Origin of the sequence: Paraplanobispora siamensis (assembly GCF_016863175.1) — a bacterium.
GTDB lineage: Bacteria > Actinomycetota > Actinomycetes > Streptosporangiales > Streptosporangiaceae > Planobispora > Planobispora siamensis.
In genome coordinates this window covers 1-20863 of sequence record NZ_BOOJ01000089.1, presented here as the reverse complement: position 1 = coordinate 20863, position 20863 = coordinate 1, and the positions used below count along the sequence as shown (strand labels likewise).

The following is a 20863-nucleotide window of genomic DNA, read 5'->3' as shown; positions in this document are numbered from 1 at the left end:
ACCTCAATCATGAAGATTCTCATCGCCGACGACAGCCGGGTCATGCGTCAGATCGTTACGAGGACCCTGCGCCAGGCCGGTTTCGGGGGACATGAACTCGTCGAGGCGGCCGACGGTCGTCAGGCGCACGACATGACCATCTCCGAGAAGCCCGATCTGGTCCTCTCGGACTGGAACATGCCGGAAATGACGGGCATCGAGGTCCTGCGGGCGCTGCGTGCGGGCGGAGTGGACGTGCCGTTCGGCTTCGTCACCTCCGAGGGCACCGACGAGATGCGGCAGATGGCCGAGCAGGCCGGTGCGCTCTTCCTGATCACCAAGCCGTTCACCGCGGACAACTTCACTGACGTTCTCGGTCCGATTCTGGGGTAAAGGCCTGCCATGTCGACACTTCCGGTCCCGAAGAACATCAAGGACCTGTTCGAGGACCTGCTCGGCCGTCCCGTCACCGTGGGCGTGTCCGACCCCGCGGTCGCGGCCGATCTCAAGAAGGCGGTCGTCGCCCTCTATGTCGACAACTCGCGCAAGCTCATGGCGGTGGCGGGGATGGACCTCAAGCTGGCCGCGTACGCAGGTGCGGCCATCGGCCTGATCCCGCAGGGCGGGGCCGAGGCCTCCGTCGAGGACGGGGAGCTGACCCCGATGCTGGCCGACAACGTCCGGGAGGTCTGCAACATCCTCACGGGCCTGCTCAACCAGCTGGACCTGCCCCACCTGAAGCTGTACGAGTCCTACATGCCCGGTGAGCCCGCACCCGCGGACGCCACCGCCCGCCTGCTGGCCCTGGGCGCCCGTCTCGACCTGTCGGTCGAGATCGGCGGCTACGGCACGGGCAAGTTCTGGCTCTCCCTGGCCGGCTGACGGCCCGCAGCCCAACCGGACAGGGAGTCCGACCCGCAGGGCGCCGCCCCCTCCACGGAGGGGGCGGCGCCCTCGGCGTCTTCCGGGCCGGGTACGGCCCTGCTGAGCTCCGGGATCCGGCGGGGGCCCCGGCGTCTTCCGGGACGCGGTACGGCTTCCGCAGCCCGGGGGCCGGGGTGTCAGCGGTCGCCGGAGCTCGCCGCCTGGTGGGCCGCGGCCAGGCGGGCCGTACGCTCCAGCAGGTCGCGCACCGCGGGACGGGCCCGCAGGCCGGCGGCGGGATGGGCGCGCAGGTCGGCCAGGAGCAGGCGCAGCCGGGCGGCCAGGTGCCGTACCCGGGTGGTGTGGGCGGGATCGCGCCGGTCGGCCGGCACACGGGCCAGGGACTCGGCCAGCTCGTCGAACGCCTCGGCCAGCTCCCGCACGGCGTCCTCACCGGCTCCGTGACCCGCGCCCCCGCCGGTCACGGAACCGGCGGCTCCAGGATCGGCGGCCGGAGGGCTCAGCAGGTCGCGGTGGCCGAGGAGGCGGCGGGTGCACTCCAGCAGGGCGGGGGCGTTGCGGTCCAGCCAGGCACGCTCCCTGGACTCGGCGCGCCGGGCGGTGCGCTCGGCCACCTCACTGCGCGGCGCGCCGCGTTCGGCGGCGGCGTGGCGCAGCAGGCGGTGCTGTACGGCCTGGCGCGAGCGCAGCCCCAGGGCGGCGGCCAGCTCCCCCAGGCTCAGCCCGAGCTCGACGCCCAGGCTCAGCAGCCGGTACTCCAGCCGGTCCAGGCGGCCGGGCAGGGCCGGGACGGCGCGGCGGACGTACTCCAGCAGCACCAGCGCGTCCGTCACGTCGCACCGCAGCACCGCCTCGGGCACCCGGCGGCGCTCCAGCACGTAGGCGACCGCCTCCAGCGGCTCGTCGGACAAGGTTTCGAGGTCGGGATCATGACACCGGGCTCGGCGGGCGGCGATCTCCCCCACCCGGCGCAGCGCCTCGGACTCCGGTACGGCGCGGATCGTTCTGACGGGCACCGTCAATACTGTATTGACGCCGGTCCGCCCGCACCACCTCCCCCGCCGGGCGGGCCTGAAGGACGGCGACGGACGACAGGACGAGCAGGCCGCCGGCCAGCTGCACCGGGGTGAGGAACTCCGCGAGGGTGAGAGCGGCCAGCGCCGTGGTGACGACCGGTTCGAAGGTCGACAGGATGGCCGCTGTGGAGGGGCCGGTACGGCGCAGGCCCGCGAAGAAGGCGAGCATCGCCACGACGGTGGACACCACGGCGATGCACGCCAGCCAGAACCACCCCCGCACTCCGAAGCCGAGGTCGACGCCGCCGGTGAGCAGGGCGCGGGCGGCCAGGGTGAAGGTGGCCCCGGTCATCACCAGCGCGGAGAGCACCACCGGCGGCAGCCGGTGCACGACGGTGTCGGAGACCAGGATGTAGACGGTGTAGGTGAGCGCGGTGCCGAAGGCCATGAGCGCGCCCAGCGGGTTGAAGTCCAGCCCGCCGGTGCCGAGCAGGACGAGCAGCGTTCCGCAGGAGGCGGCCAGCAGCGCGGCGACCCGCCCGGGGGTCAGGCGGTCGCGGCCGAGCAGGACGGCCGCCACGGTGACCAGCAGCGGATAGGTGTAGAAGATCAGGGACAGCAGCGAGGCGTCCATCAGTTCCAGGGCGGAGAAGTACAGGCTCGCCTGCGCGGCGTACCCGACCGCGCCCAGCCCGAGAGCCGTGGCCAGCACGCCCACGCGGCCGCGACGCGCCCCCGGAGCGGGGGACGGAGCGGGGGACGGGGCGGGGGACGGGGAACCGCGGCGCAGGTCCGGCCGCAGGAGCAGCAGCATCGCCAGCACGGCGGCCGCCAGGCCGAAGCGGACCAGCAGCAGCGCCCCGGGTGAGACGCCCGCCGCGTAGGCGAACTTGCCGAAGATCGCCATGGCGCCGAAGCACGCGGCTGACACCAGGCACAGGAGGGGACCCATGTCCCACAGCATCGGCGGACACGACTCGTCACGTCCAGCGACGATTCATGGACCTCATTCATTAGTATTCATGAATGATCGCCTTCGATCTGCACCGGCTCCGCCTGCTGCGCGAGCTGGAGGAGCGCGGGACGCTGGCCGCGGTCGCGGCGGCCCTGGACTACAGCCCGTCCGCGGTCTCGCAGCAGTTGAGCGTCCTGGAGAAGGAGACCGGTGCGCGGCTGCTGGAGAAGGCCGGGCGCGGCGTGCGGCTGACCGACGCCGGACGCCTGCTGGCCCAGCACGCGCGGGTCCTGCTGACGGCGGCCGAGGCCGCGGCGGCGGACCTGGCGGCCCTGGACGGCGAGGTCCGCGGCACCGTGCGCGCCGGCGCCCTGCAGTCGGCGGCCCGGCGCCTGCTGATCCCCGCCGTGGCGCGGATGATGTCGGAGCACCCGCAGGCGCGCGTGGAGGTCTCCGAACTCGAGCTGGAGCAGGCGCTGCCGGGACTGCGCCTGGGCGCGGTCGACCTGGTCGTCAGCGACGAGTACGACGGTCACCCGCGCCCCCGCCCGCCGGGGCTGCGCTTCGCGCAGCTGTACGAGGAACCGCTCAAGCTGGTGCTCTCACCGGCGCATCCGCTGGCCCGGCAGGAAGGGCCCGTCGCCCTGGCCGCGCTGCGCGAGGAGGTCTGGGTCGCCTCCGCCGAGGGCACCGGCCACCACGCCATGGTGGTGGGGACCTGCCGGTCCCTGGGCGGCTACGAACCCGATGTGCGGCACCGCTCCAACGACGCCGACATCCAGCTCGAACTCGTGCGCGCCACGGGAGCCGTCGGACTGCTGCCGCCCCTGACGCTGCCGGCGGCGGACCCGGCCCTGGCGATCCGCGACGTCGCCGAGGCCGACATCCGGCGCCGCCTGGTCGTGGTCACGCGGGACGGCCCCACTGCCCCCGCGCTCAGAGCGCTGCTCGGGGCCGTGTCCGACCGGGCGCGCGAAATCGCCTGACGCGTCGCCTGGCGTCCCGTGCCTATTCGGGCGCCCTGTTCATCAGGACCCGGGCCAGTACGACGGTGACGACCCCGGCCAGGACGGCGGACAGCAGGCCCACGCGCAGGCCGGCGAGGTCGGCGACGAACCCGACCAGGAGCGGGGAGAGCAGGAATCCGCCGCGCAGCAGCCAGCTGACGATGCTCAGGCCGGTGCCGGAGGGCAGGCCGGGCAGCTCGTCGGCGGCGTGCATGGCGGCCGGGACCACGGTGGCGAAGCCGAGCCCGGCCAGGGCGAAGCCGGCCAGCGTGGTCGCGACGGAGGGCACGGCCAGCGCGGCGCCCATGCCGCCGGCGGCCAGGACGCCTCCCGCGCGGGCCACCATACGCTGCCCGAAGCGGTCCACCACGCGGTCGCCGCTGAGGCGCCCGAGGGTCATGGCGACCTGGAAGGCCACGACGGCCAGCCCGGCGGTGGCGGCGTCGGCGCGCAGGTCGCCGCTGAGATAGATCGCGCCCCAGGACGCGCCCGCGTCCTCGACGAGAGCGCCGCAGGCGGCCAGCACGCCGAGCGCGGCGAGCATCCGCACGGCCGGGGCGGCGAACGAGCGCCTGCGGGCGGGGCCGGCAGGCGGGGCGCCCGGGTGGCCGTCGGCGGCGGCCGCGTCCTGGGCCTCGGCGAGGCGTTCGGCGTCCTCCGGGCCCGGCAGCAGGAACCGGTAGGCGACGAGGGCGACGACGCTGAACAGCGCCGCGGAGATGCCCAGGTGGACCGCGAGGGGCAGGCGCAGACCGGCGGCGGCCGAGCCCATCAGGCCGCCCAGGACGGCGCCGATGCTCCACACGCCGTGCAGCGAATTCAGGATGGAGCGCCGGTAGAGCCGCTGGACGCGCAGGCCGTGGGCGTTCTGCGCGACGTCGATGACCGCGTCGAGCGCCCCCACGGCGAACAGCGCGCCGCCGAAGGCGATCCAGTGCGGCACGAAGGGGACGGCCATGGTCGTGATCGTGGTCACGACGATGCCGAACGCCGCCACGCGGGCGGAACCGAAGCGGCGGATCACGGCGCCGGCGAGCAGCCCGGCCAGCAGCGCGCCGATCGGGCCGCCGGCCAGCGCGGTGCCGAAGACGGCGTTGCTCACGCCGAGGTCGGCCTTGATCTGCGGATAGCGCGGGACGATGTTGAAGAACACGGCGCCGTTGGTGAGGAACAGCGCGGCGACGGCGGCGCGGGCCCGGCGCGCCTGCCGGGTGGGTGCGGCAGGCGGGGCGAGGGGCACGGCGGCAGCGGACATGGGACTTCCGATCAGTGGTGCGGGGTGAGGGGCGGGAAGGGCCGGAAGGGGTCAGCGCAGGAACCGCTCGACGGCGTGGCGGATCTGCCCGGGCGTCATCGGGTCGGTCGACAGGGCGCTGTGCAGGACGAGCCCTTCGATGAGCGCGTCGAGCTCCCGGGCGGTGACGGCGTCGAAGTGCCGCTCCAGCGCCTGACGGCTGCGCGCCATCCAGGCCTGGGTGACGGCCCTGAGCGCCGGGTTGCGCGCCGCCGCCACGTACAGCTCCACGCTGAGGACCAGGTCGTGCTGTGAGCCGAGCAGATGGTCCGAGATCAGCCCGATGACGGCCTCGGCCGCCTCCGCCCGGTCCCGGGCGGCGCCCAGACGCTCGTCGAAGACGCGGGCCGTCGACTCGGCGTGCCGGGTGAACGCCTCGGCCAGCACCTCCTCCAGGGAGGCGAAGTGGTAGGTCATCGAGCCGAGCGGTACGTCCGCGACGCGGGCGATCTCCCGGTGCGTGGTGCCGGAGACGCCGCGTTCGGCGATGACGGTGAGCGCGGCGTCGATGAGCCGGTCGCGCCGCCCGGGGTCGTGCCGCCGGGGCCGCCGGGCGGTCGTCGGCCGTGGGGCGCCGGTAGGGGGTGCCATATGTACAAGAGTACATATTATGTGTACATCTGTACATAGTGCGAAAGATGCAGTGGTCCAAGGCGAAAGGGTCGTGAATGTCGGTCCTGCCGAGGATCATGGCCGGGTGAATCTGAACTATTACGACACCCTTATCGCGGTCGCGGACGACTGCCCGGTCGGCGGCGCGATGGAGCCGGAGCCCAGGGGCGGCAAGAAGACGGTCGCGGTTCTGCAGTTCGAGATGCTCGACGCCGACCCGGGTGTCCTGACGCAGGAGGACGTGCTCTTCGAGAGCTGGCTGCGCCGTCAGGAGCCGGCCGAGCGGTCGGAGGAGGAACTGGCGGAATTGCGCGCCCGGTTCTTCACCAAGCCGCAGGCGTGCCTGCGGACCTCGCCGCTGCCCAAGAAGTACGGCTGGGGCCTGCTGTTCGACGGGGAGGGCCGGGTGCGGCTGTGTCCGATGGGCTCGGAGGAGTACAAGCGCATCGTCGCCGGTGAGGTGCCGGAGGTGAGGGTCCTCAAGGCGCTGCGGTCCAGCCGGGCGAAGTGAGTCTTCCGGGCCGGGATGGGGAATCGGCCACCGGATCGTCATGAGCGTGCCGACATCATCGGGATGGTGTTAGCATCCAGATGATGAAATCATCCGAATGTCGTGACGGACTGCGGGAGCGGCGATGACCAGGCTGACCCGGGCCCAGCAGCAGGAGCGCACCCGCGCGGCCGTGCTGGCCGCCGCCCGGCGGGAGTTCGCCGAGCGCGGATACGCCGAGGCCAAGGTCGACCGGATCGCCGAGCGGGCCGAGCTGACCCGGGGCGCGGTGTACTCCAACTTTCCGAGCAAGCGCGCGCTGTACCTGGCGGTCCTGCTCGACTCGGTCGAGCGGCCGGACACGGCGGCGGCCCCGCCCTCCGGTCCGCACGAGGCGCTGGGCGCCTTCGCCTACGCCTGGCTGGAACGGCTGCCGCTGGCCGGTGACACGCCCGCCGACGGCAAGCTGCAGCTGCGCTCGACGGCCGGGTTGTTCGACGACGAGCCGGGCCGCACCGCCTCGGCGCAGCTCACCCGGCTGGAGGCGCTGCTGCTGGCGCTGGCGCTGGAGTCGTGCGCACCGGAGGGCGGCGGACGGCCGCGGCTGGTGCGCACGGCCGAGCTGGTCCTCACGATGCTGAACGGCGCCGGGCACCTGGCCGGCACGGCGCCGGGGTTCGGCGACCCCTTCGACGTGGCGCGCGCCTGCGAGCACCTGGCCGGCCTCGACCTCGCCGACGCCTGGGACCCGCCGCACCTGCCGTTCGTCGCCCCCGCGCGGCCCGCGCAGGACCCCTGGGAGCCGCCCGCCGGGCTGCCGGACGAAATCACCGGCCGCCCGGCCGGGTTCGGCGCCGACGGGGTGATCGCGGTCCTGGGGACCGGACGCCTGGAGGCGGCCGAGGAGGCCGTCCGCGCCGCCCGCCCGGGCGAGCAGGTCACCGTGGCCGTGGTCACCGGCGACCCGGCCGAGATCGGGCGTCTGGCGCGGCTGAGGATCGGCGACCTGACCGCGTGCCTGCGGCGGGTGTTCCCCTCCGGCGCCTGGCCGGGCCTGCGCCTCGTGGTCGACGAGCGCGCCGCCGTGGCCTCGGCCGCCGGAGTCCCGGACCCGGACGACGCCACCGAGGCCGCGGTACGCGTCCGGGCGGGCCGGATCGTCTTCCGCGCCCACGGGCGGGGCGCCGCCCACGCCGCGGCCGTCGCGGGCGGCCCGGTCACCACCGGACCGGAGGAGAGCGATGGCTGACCCGCACCGCCTTCCCGGCGTCACGGGAGGCTTCCCCGGGGTCACGGCGAGGAAGGACCGCAGCGCATGATCGAGGCACCCCGTTCGACCGGTGACGACCTGCTGGTGCTGCACACCCTGCGCTGCATCGGCTTCGCCGCCCTGGAGCGCGTGGCCGACGTGGCGGGACTGCAGGCCTCCGAGGCGGAGTCGGCGCTGATCGATCTCGCGGTGGCGGGCCTGGTCACGCACGAGCCGGGGGACTTCGGGGGGTGGAGCCTCACCGGGGCCGGCCGCGCCGCGGACGCCGAGCGGATCCGCGATGAGCTCGATGCGGCCGGTGCCCGGGCCGCGGTGACCCGGTCCTACGAGGACTTCCTGGTGCTCAACCCGGAGCTGCTCGACCTGTGCACGGCCTGGCAGATGCGCTCCGCCGACGGGTTCGCCACGCCGAACGACCACACCGACCCCGCCTACGACGCCCGGGTCATGGACCGGTTCGCCGACTTCCACCGGCGCGCCGAGCCCGTCTGCGACGACCTGGCCGCGGCGCTGCCCCGGTTCGGGCGCTACCGGGTACGGCTCGCCCGCGCGCTCACCCGGGCCGTCTCCGGGGCGCCGCAGTACCTGGCGGACGACATGGAGTCCTACCACACCGTGTGGTTCCAGCTCCACGAGGATCTGCTGGTCACCCTGGGCATCCCGCGGTTCTGAGCTTGCCGTGGACTGGATACGCCCGCTCTCGGAGCGGACCGGGGAAAGCGCGGACGTGCTCGGCGGCAAGGGGCACGGCCTCCTCACGCTGCGCCGTCTCGGGCTGCCCGTACCGCCCGGGTTCGTCATCACCACCGCGGCGTGCCGTGCCTTCCTGCGCGAAGGCCGCCTGCCTGAGGGCCTGAAGGCCGAGCTGGCCGCGGCCGTCTCCCGCCTGGAGGCCGTCACCGGGCGGCGCCTCGGCGGGCCCGGACGGCCGCTGGCGGTCTCCGTCCGCTCGGGCGGCGGCGTGTCGATGCCCGGCATGATGAACACGGTCCTCAACGTCGGGCTGACCACCGGGGCCACGGCGGGGCTGGCGGCCGAGACGGGCGACGAGCGGTTCGCGCTCGACTCGCGGCGGCGGCTGCTGTCCGGCTTCGCCTCCGCCGTCCCCGGCTCCCGCCCCGAGGTTTCCGACGACGCGACGCGGCAGCTGGAGATGGCCGTCGGGGCCGTGTTCTCCTCGTGGGACACCCCGCGCGCCCGGACCTACCGCGAACTGCACGGCATCGCGCACGACCTCGGCACCGCCGTCGTCGTGCAGGCCATGGTGTACGGCAACCGCGACGGGCGCAGCGGCAGCGGCGTCGCCTTCGGCCGCGACCCCAACACCGGGGAGAACGTCCCGTTCGGCGAGGTGCTGTTCGGCCGTCAGGGCGAGGACGTCGTCTCCGGCGGGTCGGCGACCCGGCCGCTGGCCGAGCTGGCGCAGCGGGAGCCGGCGGTGTGGGCCGGCCTGCTGGAGGCCCTGGACCGGATCGAGGGGCACTACCGCGACGCCTGCCACGTGGAGTTCACCTTCGAGGCGGGTCGGCTGTGGCTGCTGCAGGTACGGCCCGGCGGCCTGGCCGGGCGCGCCGCCGTCCGCGTCGCGGTCGACCTGGCCGAACAGGGCCTCATCGGCCGCCACGAGGCCCTGCTCCGGATCCTCCCGCACCACCTCCGCCACGCCCGCACGCCGCGGATAGAGGCCTCAGGCACCCTCGACCTCCTGACCCGGGGACTGGGCGCCTGCCCGGGGGTCGCGACCGGCAGGGTGGCGACAACCGCCGACCGGGCGGCCCGGATGGCGGCCGCCGGCCCGGTCGTCCTGGTACGCCCGCAGACCTCGCCGCTCGACATGCACGGCCTGGCCGCCGCCGCCGGAGTCCTCACCGCGTCCGGCGGGCCGGGCAGCCACGCCGCCGTCGTCGCGCGCTCGATGGGCAAGCCCGCCGTCGTGGGGGCCTCGGACCTCACCGTCGACGCCGCGGCCGCCCGCGTGCGGGCCGGCGGCCGTACCCTCCCGGAAGGCGCGTTCGTCACCATCGACGGGACCGGCGGGGAGGTCGTCGCCGGCAGCCCCCGCGTCGTCACGGCCCCGGCCGATCCCCACCTGCACCGCCTGCTCGAATGGGCCGACGAGGTCTGCGGCGGCGGCCCCGGCCGCGACGACGCCGAACGCCTCACCGCCGCCCGCGCCGTCCTGCTGAAGGACTGACCCGGCCGCCGCGCACCGCCGTACCCGCTTCCACTCTCGGGACCGGATCGTCCAGGACACCGCCGTACGGCCCGGGAAGGCGGGGGAAAACAGCGGGACCGGCCGTACGTGGGTGTACGGCCGGTCCCTTCTGCGATGCCGGGGCGGTCAGGCGTTGACGGCGTTGGCGATCTCGTTGAGCCGGGTGGCCTGGTCCTGCAGCTTCGCCGCGGCGGCGAGCACGGTCTCGGCGGTGCGGGCCGCGGACTGGCCGGAGTCGGCGACGGCGGCCATCCCGCGGGACATCTCCACGCTGGTGGCGCTCTGCTCCTCCACCGCGGCGGCGATCAGGGTCTGCTGCTCGGCGACGGCGTCGATGAGCCCGACGATGCCGGAGATGCCCTCGGCGGCCTGGACGCTCTCGGCCTGGATGCCGTCGATCATCTCGGTGATCTGCGCGGTGGCCACCGCAGTACGGGCGGCCAGGTCCTTGACCTCGCTGGCCACGACCGCGAAGCCCTTGCCCATCTCGCCGGCGCGGGCCGACTCGATGGTGGCGTTCAGGGCCAGCAGCTTGGTCTGCTCGGCGATCTCGGTGATCAGCTTGGTGATGCTGCCGATCTGCCGGCTGGACTCCTGCAGCTGCTCCATCCGGTGGGTGGCGTCACGGGCGGTGTCGGCGGCCGTCGTGGTGCTGGAGGCGGCGCTGCTGACCCCGCGGGAGATCTCCTGGATGCTCTCGGTCAGCTCCGCGGAGCTGTGGGAGACGGTCTCGGCCTGGCCGGCGCTGGCACCGGCGGTGCTCACCATCTCCTGGCCGGCCTGGGTGAGGGCCGCGCCGGCCGCGGCCAGCTCCTGGCTCAGCTCCCGCACGGCCTTGTCGGTCCTGACCCGCACCGTCGCGTCGGACCAGGTCAGGATGTACCCGCCGGGGATCCGGTCGTAGGTGGCCGATCCGTAGACGACTTCGCCGTTGAACGGCAACTCCGAGATCGTGCTGAGCGGGAAGGACGTGGCCCGGCGCAGGTCGGCCTTGAGCTTGTCACTCAGCATCACCAGCGCCTCGAACCCGTAGGTGGCCGCCGTCTCCTGCAGAAGGCGGTCGGCCGCCTGGTTGCGGTAGGCGACCTCGCCGGCCTCGTCGACGATCAGCAGGACCGCGGGGGCCTTGTCGAGCGCCGTCAGCAACGCCTGGTGAGTCTGCACCAGCGGGTGGACGTCGGCACCCGCCCGCCGTGACCGCAGCCACTTCATGATCTTCAACTCCTTAATCGTCCTCTACGACTGATCGGCGACGCCGGGCCGAAGCTGAGAGCCTCGGTCCGGCGCGCCCCAGCCGGCCGGTCAGGCGATGCCCGCCGCCGAACACGCCTCGGCGTAGGCGCCGGCGCACAGCGCGCCGGGGGTGACGTAACCGTCCTTGACGACGGTCTCCTTGATGGTGTCCTTGGTGACGGTGACCGGGTCCAGCAGCAGGGACGGCACGGCGCCGGCGCCGTTGTCCACCGTGTCGTCCATCTCCGGCTTCTTACCGCTGAGCAGGTCGAAGGCCAGCTCGGCGGTCTTCTCCGCCTCCAGGCGCACCGCCTTGTAGACGGTCATGTGCTGGCGGCCGACGAGGATGCGCTGCAGGGCGGCGATCTCGGCGTCCTGGCCGGTGACCGGGACGGCCGGCAGGCCCGCGGCGCGCATGGCGGCGATCGCGCCGCCCGCCGTGCCGTCGTTGGCCGCGTAGACGCCCACCAGGTCGCGCCCGTTCAGGGACTTCAGCGTGCGGGCGGTCCAGGCTTTGGCGTTCTCGGGGTTCCACTCGGGGGTGTCGAACTCGGCGGCGATGCTGACCTTGCCGTCGAGCGTCTCGTGCGCGCCCTTCTTGAACAGGGTGGCGTTGTTGTCGGTCGGCGAGCCGTTGATCCACAGGATCTCGCCGGAGCCGGCCTTGTCCCCCAGCGCGGACAGCAGCGCCTCGGCCTGCAGGCGGCCCACCTTGGCGTTGTCGAAGGAGACGTAGTAGTCGACGGGCGTGCCCAGGACCAGGCGGTCGTAGGAGATGACCGGGACGTCCTTGCTCCGCGCCCGCTCGACGATCGCCGCGGCCGCGGCGCTGTCGACCGGGGTCAGCACGAGCACCTTCGCCCCCTCCTCCAGAGCCTCCTCGGCCTGGGAGAGCTGCTCGTCGGCGTCCTGCGCGGCGTTGCGGTAGTCGATGACGCAGGTCGGGCAGAGTTTCTTGAGCCGCTGGGAGAAGTAGGGCGCGTCCGCCGCGTCGTAGCGGCTGGCGTTGCGCTCCGGCAGCAGCAGGGCCACGCGCTGCCCGGTGGCGCCCGCGGCCTTGTCCGCGCCGTCGCTCTCGTCGGATCCCGGTAGGATGCCGCACCCGGCCAGTACGGTGCCCGCGATCGCCACGGCCATCGCCGCGGCCGCACGTCGGTACTTGCGCATTGTTCGTCGTCTCCGTTCGGAGGGCTGCTCGCCAGCCGGGTCAGTAGGTGAAGCGGGATACCAGCGTGCGCATCCGCGCGGCCATCCCCGCCAGCTCGCCGACGGCCTCGGCGGTGCTGGTCACGCCCTGGCCGGTCATGTCGGTGGCGTCGGCGACGCCGTTGATGTTGGCGGCGATGTCGCTGGAGCCGGAGGCGGCCTCGGCGACGCTGCGGCTCATCGTCTGGGTGGTCGCGGCCTGCTCCTCGACGGCGGCGGCCACGGTCTCCTGGTACTCGCTGATCTGCGCGATCACCTCGGTGATCTCGCTGATCGCGCCGACCGCGGCGTCGGTGTCGGCCTGGATGGCCTGCACCCGGCGGCCGATGTCCTCGGTCGCCTTGGCGGTCTCCTGGGCCAGGTCCTTGACCTCCTGGGCCACCACGGCGAAGCCCTTGCCGAACTCGCCGGCGCGGGCGGCCTCGATGGTGGCGTTCAGCGCCAGCAGGTTGGTCTGCTGGGCGATGGAGGTGATGGCCTTGACCACGTCGCCGATCTCCGAGCTGGAGGCGCCGAGCTTGCCGATGGTGTCGTTGGCCGAGGAGGCGACGCTGACCGCGCGGGCGGCCACCTGGGCGGCCTCGCTCGTGTTGCGGGAGATCTCCTGGATGGAGGCGCCCATCTCCTCGGCGCCGGCGGCGACCGCCGCCACGTGCAGGCTGACGTCGTTCGCGGCTCCGGCGACCCCCTCGGCCCGGCCGGAGGCCTCCTGGGCGCTGGACCCCATCTGGGAGCTGATCGCCGAGAGCTCCTCGGCGGCGGCGGCCAGGGACTCGGAGTTCTCACCGAGGGCCCGTACGGCGTCGCGGGTGCTGGCGGTGGCGACCGCCAGGGCCTCGGCCATCTCGCCCACCTCGTCGCGTTGCACGGCCTCGACCTTGGCGGTGAGGTCACCGGCGGCCAGGGCCTGCAGCACGTCGTGCACCTGGCGGATCGGCCTGACGATCAGGCCGGAGATGTAGCGGCTGAGCGCGAGCGCGACGAGCAGGCCGGCCACGAGCGCGGCGAGCATGAGGTTGCGCGCGGTGTCGTAGGCCGAGTGCGCCGAGGCCGCGGCGGAGGCGCCGCTGGTCTGCTCGTAGCGCAGCAGCTCCTGCAGGGCCGTCATGGCGTTGTTGCTGGTGATCTGCCCGTCGCCCAGGTAGGCCTGCTGGAAGGCGGCGCTGTCGCCGGACTCGGCGAGCGGGAGCAGGCGGTGCTCCAGGATGTTGCGGTAGGCCGACCACCAGATCTCGAACCGGTCGACCATCTCGCGCTTGGCGTTCTCGCTCACCGAGGCGCGGTAGGTCTCCAGCGCCTGGTCGAGCTGCTCGCCGGCCTCGTCGATCCCCTTGCGGAAGGAGGTGCGGGCGACCTCGCCGTCGGACAGGGCCAGGTTGGCGATGCCGTTCTGGACGCGCAGCGCGGCGGAGTTGATCGTGGCGAGCTGGGCCGAGGGCTCCAGGTTGCCGCGGTAGATGTCCTCGACCCGCTGGTCGACGCTGCCGAGCCCCGACAGGCCGACCGCGACCACGACCGCCGCGACGGAGCATCCCAGCGCCACCAGCAGCAGCAGCTTGCGTGAGATCGGCATGTTGGCCACGGCGCGCAGGATCGTCCTGCGCCGCGGTGTGCTCGCGGCCGGAGCGGCGTCTCGCCGGACCGTGATGCCTGACGCCTCGTTCATCGGCGCGATGTCCCTTCAATCTGGCCGCCGACAGACGCGCGGCAGCCAGTTCATCGGGTGAAGAACGCGCGAGTTGAGACTTTTCTCCGCCGATGTCGCACCCGCCCGGCAACCGTTTCCTGCCCGGCCCGCAACCGGCGGGCACCCACGGCGGGGCGGCCGGGGGGCGCCGGATCGGACCCCCTCATCGGCGTGATCGCGGATCGGCCTGGGGATTCCCGCTAAACCCCGCGGGGTTGCGGCCGATCGGAGACGCGGGACCTCTGTGGCCGCTGCTGCGGAACCGGGTTCCCCGTGATCCCTTCATAAGGTCAGGAGTCTCCCGGCGATGTCCGCGATCCCCATTCCCCGCAGGCGGGGCCGCATCCGCGCGGCCCTCATCCTCGGGACCCGCCCGGAGGCGATCAAACTCGCCCCGGTCCTGCGCGCGATGAGCGCTTCCCCGCTCTTCGAGCCCGTGGTCGTCTCGACCGGGCAGCACCGGGAGATGCTCGACCAGATGCTGCAGCGGCTGCAGATGGACAGCAGCCGCGACCTGGCCGTCATGCGCGACCGCCAGCAGCTGTCGGGGCTGACCGCCCGCCTGATCAGCGGTCTGGGCGAGGCCGTGCGGGCCGACGCCCCGGATGTGGTGGTCGTCCAGGGCGACACGACGACGGCGCTGATGGGCGCCCTGGCGGCCTTCTACGAGGGCGTGCCCGTCGCGCACGTGGAGGCGGGCCTGCGCACCGGCGTCATCGGCAACCCCTTCCCCGAGGAGCTCAACCGCCGCCTGGTGGCGCCCATGGTGCGCTGGCACTTCGCGCCCACCGAGGGCTCGGCCGCGAACCTGCGAGGGGAGGGCGTCGAGGCCGGGCAGATCGAGGTCACCGGCAACACCGTGATCGACAACCTGCTGTGGGTCCTGGGCCGTCGCGAGGGCCGGGCGGCCTTCACCACCTCCCACCGGCGGGTGCTCGTCACGCTGCACCGGCGCGAGAACCAGGGCGACACCATGCAGGGCATCGCCAAGGCGCTGGGCGAGCTGGCCGCGCGGCCCGACGTCGAGATCGTCCTTCCGCTGCACAAGAGCCCCGCCGTGCGCGACGCGCTGCTGCCCGTCCTGGACGGCAACCCCCGCGTCCGGCTCGTCGAGCCGCTCGACTACTTCGACTTCGCCGCCACCCTCGACGCCTCCGACCTGGTCCTGACCGACTCCGGCGGGGTCCAGGAGGAGGCTCCCACGCTGGGCAAGCCCGTGCTGGTGCTGCGCACCACCACCGAGCGGCCCGAGGCCGTGGACGCCGGGGTCGCCCTGCTGGTGGGCACCGAGCCGGGCGAGATCATCACCGCGGCCACCCGCCTGCTCGACGACCGCGTCGCGTACGAGCGGATGGCCACCGCGGTCAACCCCTTCGGCGACGGGCGGGCGGCGGAGCGCATCGTGCGCCGCCTGGCGCTCGACCTGGCCGGCCGTACCGAATCCGGTGAGGGCGACCTGGCCGTCGCCTGACCCCGGCCCCGAAGGAGCCGCGGCGCGCCCCCGAGGCGTCGCGGCTCCTTCGGCGTGCCTTTTTTCGTCTCGCACCCGAAAAACCTCATAAGGCCGCCGCGGGGGCCGATTGGGGAGGTCGCCAGGACGGCGTGCGTTGGTCAAGGAGTGGACCGGCCGAAGCGTTCCAGCCAGAAGCGGAGGGGGCACCCCGTTGCCTAAAGGCCTGAGCCAGCTGGCGGTCCCGATCGGCGTCGTCATGATCGTCGTGATGATGGTCATCCCGGTGCCGACGATCGTCCTCGACATGCTCATCGCCGCCAACATCACGATCGCCCTGATCGTGGTCATGGTCAGCATGAACGTGAAGCGGCCGCTGGAGTTCTCCTCCTTCCCCGCCCTCCTGCTCGTCCTGACGCTGTTCCGGCTGGCGCTCAACATCAGCGCGACGCGACTGGTGCTGCTCGACGGATTCGCCGGCAAGGTCATCGAGGCCTTCGGCCACTTCGTCGTCGGCGGCTCGCTCATCGTCGGAATCGTGATCTTCACGATCCTGGTCATCATCCAGTTCATCGTCATCACCAAGGGCGCCGAGCGCGTCGCCGAGGTCGGCGCGCGCTTCACCCTCGACGCCATGCCCGGCAAGCAGATGGCCATCGACGCCGACCTCAACGCCGGTCTCATCGACGAGGCCGAGGCGCGCAAGCGCCGCCACGAGGTCACCGCCGAGGCCGACTTCTACGGCTCGATGGACGGTGGCTCGAAGTTCGTCAAGGGCGACGCCATCGCCGCCATCATCATCACCGTCATCAACCTCCTCGGCGGCTTCGCCGTGGGCGTGATGCAGAAGGGCATGCCGGCCGGCGAGGCGATCCAGACCTACAGCCTGCTGAGCATCGGTGACGGCCTGGTCTCCCAGATCCCGGCGCTGCTGCTGTCGGTCGCCACCGGCCTCATGGTGGCCCGCGCCAGCGGCGAGGGCGACATGGGCAGCAGCGTGGTCGGCCAGCTCGGCGCCCAGAAGCGCGCCCTGCAGGTCGGCGGCGGCGCCGCACTGGCCCTGGTCCTCATCCCCGGACTGCCCAAGCTTCCCTTCCTCATCATCGGCGGCCTGGTCCTGTTCCTGGCCCAGCGCATCCCCTCGGCTCCCGTGGAGAAGGAGGAGGAGTCCCAGGCCGTGGCCGCGGGCCCGGCGCCGGACTCGCCCGAGTCGCTCATGGGAGAGATCCGGGTCGACCCGCTGGAGCTGGCCCTGGCCCCCGACCTCATCGACCTGGTCGACGCCGCCGGCGGCGACCTGCTGGACCGGGTGCGCTCGCTCCGCCGCAAGATCGCGCTGGAGACCGGCATCATCATGCCGCCGGTGCACACCCGCGACGACCTCGACCTTCCGCTGTCCACCTACGTCGTGCGCATCAACGGCGTGGAGGTCGCCCGCGGCCAGGCCCCGCCCGGCACCGTGCTGGCCATCGGCGACGGGCTGGAGAGCCTGCCCGGCCGGGCCGGTCTGGAGCCGGTGTTCGGCCTGGAGGGCAAGTGGGTCCCCGCCGAGCTGCGCCACCAGGCCGAGCTCACCGGCGCGACCGTGGTCGACCGGGCGTCGGTCATCATCACCCACCTGTCGGAGATGGTGCGCGCCAACGCCAGCCGCCTGCTGGGCCGCGAGGACGTCCGCGCGCTGGTGGAGGCCGTACGGCGCAGCCACCCGGTCGTCGTGGAGGAGCTCACCCCGTCGCTGCTCAGCCTGGGCCAGATCCAGACCGTGCTGCAGTCGCTGCTCGACGAGGGCGTCTCCATCCGGGACCTGGTGCGCATCTTCGAGGCCCTGTCGCTGGCCGGCAAGACCACCTCCGACCCGGACACGCTCCACGAGGCCGTCCGCAACGCGCTGGGCCCGGCCATCGCCGCCCGCCACGCCGTCCCCGAGAGCGGCCTTCCGGTCCTGACGCTGGACCCCCGGCTGGAGCACTCGCTGCTGGAGTCGCTGCGCCCCACCGACCAGGGCGTGCAGCTGATCATCGACACGGCCCGCGCCGAGGCCGTGATCGGCAAGGCGACCCAGCTCGTCGAGGCCGCCGAGCAGCAGGGCATCGCCCCGGTGCTCGTCTGCTCGCCCCAGCTGCGCCTGCCCCTGCGGCGGATGCTGAAGTTCGCCGCGCCCCGTCTGCCCCTGCTGTCCTACACCGAGATCGCGGAATGCCCGTTCCGTGTGGAAACCCTGGGAGTTGTGACCGATGCCGAAGCGCTTGCTGCTTGAGGGACCCGACATCGAGGAGCTGCTGGCCCAGGTCCGCACTGAGCACGGGCCGGATGTCTCCATCGTGTCTGCCGACCGCGTCCGCACCGGCGGGTTCGCCGGATTCTTCGCCCGTCAGCGCTACGAGCTGACTGTCGAGATCGCCGACCCGCCCATCCGCCCGGCCACGCCGGAGCCCGCCCCGGCGGCCGCGTCCGCCGACCCGGTGGCGGCGCTGCTGGAGCAGGCCGAGCTGCAGGAGAGGCGGCTGGGCGCGAGCGGCGCCCCGCAGAGCCTCGCCGCCGTCTCCCGCGCCGCGGCGCAGACCATCCCCGCCCAGGGCCAGGCCCGTGCCGAGGCCCTGCTCACCCAGGCCAAGACCGCCGCGGCGAAGAACGCCGCCGCGAAGGCCGCGGCGAAGGCGCCCGGGGACTTCGTGGTCGAGACCGGCACCGAGAACCTGGCCTTCGCCGACATGCTGGCCGCGCTCCAGCGCGACTCCGTCGTCCCCTCCCGCACCGGCGCCATGGTGGCGCGGGCCTACCAGCCCTCTGCGGTCGCCGAGGAGCAGGCCGCCCTGTCCCTGGTGGAGCAGCAGACCGCCGCGCTGGCCCTGGTCGAGGAGCAGGCCGCCACCGTGGCGCCGCGCGCCTACCGGCCCCCGGTGGCCGAGCCGCGGACGGCCCGCGTGGAGGCGCTGATGGAGCTCGGCATGCCCGAGCACCTGGCCCGGCGGGTCACCGGCTCCGACACCTACGCGGCGATCAAGCGCGTCATGGCGGAGCTGCCGCAGGCCGCGCCGGCGCCGGGCCGCCCCGGTGACGTGCTCGTCATCGTCGGCGAGACCCAGGCCGCGCTGCGCCTGGCCAAGCAGGTCGCGCACATCCTGAACGTGGGCTCCGGGCAGATCCTGCTGGCGGCCCGCTCCACCGCGGGCACCGAGATCCACACGGCCCGGCGCCTGTCCGGCCCGGCGGCCGCCCTCCGCAAGGCCCGCAAGATCCACCGGGACGACGTCCCGTACATCGTCGTCGTGGCCTCCACCCCTGAGGAGGGCAACGGCGAGTGGGCGTGCTCGGTCGCCGACGCGCTCGGCGCGACCGCCGTGTGGGCCGTCGTCGACGCCACCCGCAAGACCGCCGACACCGCGCGCCACCTGCGCACGCTCGGCAGGATCGACGCCATCGCCGTCAACGCCCTGTGCGCCACCGGTGACCCGGCGAGCGTGCTCGGTCTGGACATTCCCGTTTCCTATCTGGCGGACCGTCCCTGCACCCCTCAGGAGTGGGCCGGGCTGCTGTGCGAGCGACTGGAGGAGACGCAGTCGTGACATCTGTCGGCCTGCCCGACGTCAACGCCCTGGTGGAGATCGCCCTGCCGGACGGCCGGGTCTATCCCACCCGGGTGGAGGACACCGACGGGCTCGTCCTCAAGATCGCCGCGCCACGCGGCGCCGGCGACATCGACGTGCCGGAACTCGGCACGGAGGTGTCGCTCCACTGGACCGGGCCCCGCGGCCTGTACACCGCGCCCGGGACCTTCACCGCCCTCGAACGCGGCCGGGTCAGCGTCTGGACCGTCGAGGCCGAGGGCACGGTGAGCTACTACAGCCGCCGCAACGCCGTACGGGTGGCCGCCGGCGAGCCGATCCGGCTGCTGGACCTCGGCACCGGCGAGGAGGTCTTCCACGGCCGCTTCATCGACATCTCGGAGCGGGGCGTGCGCTGCCAGGGGGCCGCCTCGGGGCTGTTCCCCGAACAGTCCGTGCTGGTCAAGATGGCGCTGGACAACAACCTCCTCGTGCTCGAGGGAAACGTGCTGACCGTCAGCGCGCACGACGGGCACGGCGTCATGGCCGTGGTCGTCTACGACCCGCCGGACGCGCAGGCGCAGGTGGTCCGCCGTTACGTCATGAACGCGCAGATCAAGGCGAGGAAGGCGGCCTCCGACAATGCTTCTCGCTAGCCCGCCGGTGCTGCTGCTGGCGCTGGTCCTGGCCGGACCGGCGCTGTGGCACGCGTTCGTGCTGGAGGACCTGGACATCGCCTCCGCCCTGATCCGCTATCTCGTGGCGGTCGTGGTCAGCAGCCTCATGTTCACCGTGCTGCGGCGGGTCACCGCCTCGTACGGCCCGCAGGAGGATGACGACGCGACCGTGGTGACCATGTCGGTCGACAGGGTCTCGCCCACGGGCGGCAGGCGGGCGAGCGATCCCTTCCCCGCGTCCGGCGCCTCCGGCGCCTCCGGCGCCTCCGGCGCGTCCGGGACGCCCGCCAGGGAGCTCACGGGGACGGAGAGCGTCACGCCCGCCGCCGCGCTCCCGCCCGCCGGCGCCGGAAGCTGACATCCGCGTCCCTCGCCCGCGTCCTTTTCGCCGGCCACCGCCCGGTGGCCGGCATCCGCGGCGTGGGCGCCGCGGGTGGTGCAATCGCCTTAAATCACGGCTTTTCCTGCCGATACGGATGCCGACATCTACCTTTCGCTGCCCCAGCAGCTCTCCCGGTCCCGTACTGGAAAGGACCTGACTGTGACCGACCCTGTGCCCGCATCCGCCCCGCCTGTGGTGACCGTTCAGCGCAACCCGTTGCTGGGGTGGTTCGCCGACCGGCGTATCAACACCAAGATCTTGACCGCCGTGGCCGTCGTGGCCGTGATGGGCGGCGGCATCAGCGCGGTGGCGCTGAACCGCATGAGCGCTCTGAACGACGACATGAACCAGGTCAAGGAGGCCAACGTCCAGCGGCTGTCCCACCTGGTCGACACCCGCGGCTCGATGGCCGACATGTACAACGCGACCTCCGCTCTGATGGCCGTCCAGGAGGCCGACCTCAGGGCGCAGATCGCGCAGCAGGTGAAGGGGTTCACCGGTGAGGTGACCGCCGCGTTCGACTCCTACAAGGGCCAGCCCTCCTCCTCGGCGGGCTGGAAGGACGCCGTCGTCTCCTTCGAGGACGCCTGGAAGAGCTACCAGGACCTGCGTGCCGTCGTGATCTTCGGTGAGAAGTCGTCGTCCGGACTCCAGGTCGGCACCGACACCGCGGCGATCCTGAAGCAGTTCACCGACGTGTCCGCCCAGATGAACGACGCCATGGACAAGCTGGCGGTGATCGAGCGGCAGGACGCCGAGGCGATGACCGTCCACACCATGGAGGAGTACGAGTCCGCCCGCACCCAGATCCTGACGATGCTCGGCATCGGCCTGCTGCTCGCCCTGGGGCTGGCCCTGGTGGTCTCGCGCCTGATCGTGCGCTCGCTGGGCGCGGTCTCCGGCGCCCTGGGCGCGGTGGCCAAGGGTGACCTGACCCAGAAGGTCGAGGTCGCCTCCCGT

At 73.1% G+C, this 20863-nt stretch carries 20 protein-coding genes; 13 read left to right on the top strand and 7 right to left on the bottom strand.

Annotated features, from left to right (window positions below; translation table 11 throughout):
- Window positions 1-9 precede the first annotated feature (9 nt).
- Together Psi01_RS40990 and Psi01_RS40985 are read left to right on the top strand one after the other, a co-directional pair.
- Window positions 10-372 carry a response regulator gene (locus Psi01_RS40990; RefSeq protein ID WP_204069603.1) on the top strand — a complete coding sequence of 121 codons (363 nt, stop codon included), beginning with the start codon at window positions 10-12 and terminating at the stop codon, window positions 370-372.
- Between the two features lie 9 nt (window positions 373-381).
- Window positions 382-861, top strand: a complete 480-nt coding sequence (locus tag Psi01_RS40985; protein WP_204069602.1) for a hypothetical protein — start codon at window positions 382-384, stop codon at window positions 859-861.
- 179 nt (window positions 862-1040) lie between these two features.
- Here Psi01_RS40985 and Psi01_RS40980 read toward each other — a convergent pair whose 3' ends face one another.
- Window positions 1041-1880, bottom strand: coding sequence for a hypothetical protein (locus tag Psi01_RS40980; protein ID WP_204069601.1), 840 nt, complete (start codon window positions 1878-1880; stop codon window positions 1041-1043).
- Complete coding sequence (locus Psi01_RS40975) at window positions 1792-2832, bottom strand: DMT family transporter (RefSeq protein ID WP_204069600.1); 1041 nt, start codon at window positions 2830-2832, stop codon at window positions 1792-1794. The genes Psi01_RS40980 and Psi01_RS40975 overlap by 89 nt, the downstream gene beginning before the upstream one ends.
- Before the next feature lie 74 nt (window positions 2833-2906).
- On the opposite strand from Psi01_RS40975, the gene Psi01_RS40970 reads away from it, so the two are divergent.
- Window positions 2907-3821, top strand: a complete 915-nt coding sequence (locus Psi01_RS40970; RefSeq protein ID WP_204069599.1) for a LysR family transcriptional regulator — start codon at window positions 2907-2909, stop codon at window positions 3819-3821.
- Between the two features lie 22 nt (window positions 3822-3843).
- Here the strand turns inward: Psi01_RS40970 and Psi01_RS40965 are convergent, their stop codons facing one another.
- A complete protein-coding gene (locus Psi01_RS40965) occupies window positions 3844-5097 on the bottom strand; it encodes an MFS transporter (RefSeq protein ID WP_204069598.1) in 1254 nt (417 codons plus the stop codon).
- Window positions 5098-5148: 51 nt separating this feature from the next.
- Window positions 5149-5727, bottom strand: a complete 579-nt coding sequence (locus Psi01_RS40960; RefSeq protein WP_204069597.1) for a TetR/AcrR family transcriptional regulator — start codon at window positions 5725-5727, stop codon at window positions 5149-5151.
- A gap of 106 nt (window positions 5728-5833) precedes the next feature.
- Between Psi01_RS40960 and Psi01_RS40955 the strand changes: the two genes are divergently transcribed.
- The 4 genes from Psi01_RS40955 to Psi01_RS40940 all read left to right on the top strand — a co-directional run bounded on the left by Psi01_RS40955 (window position 5834) and on the right by Psi01_RS40940 (window position 9702).
- Window positions 5834-6259: a DUF6157 family protein gene (locus Psi01_RS40955; protein WP_204069596.1), complete on the top strand. Its 426-nt coding sequence runs from the start codon at window positions 5834-5836 to the stop codon at window positions 6257-6259.
- Window positions 6260-6383: 124 nt separating this feature from the next.
- Window positions 6384-7487 carry a TetR/AcrR family transcriptional regulator gene (locus Psi01_RS40950; protein ID WP_204069595.1) on the top strand — a complete coding sequence of 368 codons (1104 nt, stop codon included), beginning with the start codon at window positions 6384-6386 and terminating at the stop codon, window positions 7485-7487.
- A 66-nt stretch (window positions 7488-7553) separates the two neighbouring features.
- Window positions 7554-8180 (top strand): transcriptional regulator, encoded by a 627-nt coding sequence (locus tag Psi01_RS40945; protein ID WP_204069594.1) that lies wholly within the window; start codon window positions 7554-7556, stop codon window positions 8178-8180.
- A 7-nt stretch (window positions 8181-8187) separates the two neighbouring features.
- On the top strand, window positions 8188-9702 hold the full coding sequence (locus tag Psi01_RS40940; protein WP_204069593.1) for a pyruvate, phosphate dikinase: 1515 nt from the start codon (window positions 8188-8190) through the stop codon (window positions 9700-9702).
- 147 nt (window positions 9703-9849) lie between these two features.
- On the opposite strand, the gene Psi01_RS40935 is transcribed toward Psi01_RS40940, so the two are convergent.
- The 3 genes from Psi01_RS40935 to Psi01_RS40925 all read right to left on the bottom strand — a co-directional run bounded on the left by Psi01_RS40935 (window position 9850) and on the right by Psi01_RS40925 (window position 13828).
- On the bottom strand, window positions 9850-10935 hold the full coding sequence (locus tag Psi01_RS40935; protein ID WP_204069592.1) for a methyl-accepting chemotaxis protein: 1086 nt from the start codon (window positions 10933-10935) through the stop codon (window positions 9850-9852).
- 90 nt (window positions 10936-11025) lie between these two features.
- On the bottom strand, window positions 11026-12123 hold the full coding sequence (locus tag Psi01_RS40930) for a sugar ABC transporter substrate-binding protein (RefSeq protein ID WP_204069591.1): 1098 nt from the start codon (window positions 12121-12123) through the stop codon (window positions 11026-11028).
- A 40-nt stretch (window positions 12124-12163) separates the two neighbouring features.
- Entirely contained in the window at window positions 12164-13828 is a 1665-nt protein-coding gene (locus Psi01_RS40925; protein WP_204069590.1) for a methyl-accepting chemotaxis protein, read from the bottom strand.
- A 328-nt stretch (window positions 13829-14156) separates the two neighbouring features.
- Between Psi01_RS40925 and wecB the strand changes: the two genes are divergently transcribed.
- From wecB to Psi01_RS40895, 6 genes are all read left to right on the top strand, one after another.
- Window positions 14157-15320 carry a non-hydrolyzing UDP-N-acetylglucosamine 2-epimerase gene (wecB, locus tag Psi01_RS40920; RefSeq protein WP_204069589.1) on the top strand — a complete coding sequence of 388 codons (1164 nt, stop codon included), beginning with the start codon at window positions 14157-14159 and terminating at the stop codon, window positions 15318-15320.
- Window positions 15321-15513: 193 nt separating this feature from the next.
- On the top strand, window positions 15514-17556 hold the full coding sequence (flhA, locus tag Psi01_RS40915; RefSeq protein ID WP_204069588.1) for a flagellar biosynthesis protein FlhA: 2043 nt from the start codon (window positions 15514-15516) through the stop codon (window positions 17554-17556).
- Window positions 17534-18865, top strand: coding sequence for a hypothetical protein (locus tag Psi01_RS40910; RefSeq protein ID WP_204069587.1), 1332 nt, complete (start codon window positions 17534-17536; stop codon window positions 18863-18865). The genes flhA and Psi01_RS40910 overlap by 23 nt, the downstream gene beginning before the upstream one ends.
- Window positions 18862-19500, top strand: coding sequence for a PilZ domain-containing protein (locus Psi01_RS40905; protein WP_204069586.1), 639 nt, complete (start codon window positions 18862-18864; stop codon window positions 19498-19500). The genes Psi01_RS40910 and Psi01_RS40905 overlap by 4 nt, the downstream gene beginning before the upstream one ends.
- Window positions 19487-19879, top strand: a complete 393-nt coding sequence (locus Psi01_RS40900) for a hypothetical protein (protein WP_204069585.1) — start codon at window positions 19487-19489, stop codon at window positions 19877-19879. The genes Psi01_RS40905 and Psi01_RS40900 overlap by 14 nt, the downstream gene beginning before the upstream one ends.
- Before the next feature lie 183 nt (window positions 19880-20062).
- The coding region (locus Psi01_RS40895) for an MCP four helix bundle domain-containing protein (RefSeq protein ID WP_204069584.1) at window positions 20063-20863 on the top strand (801 nt) is incomplete at its 3' end.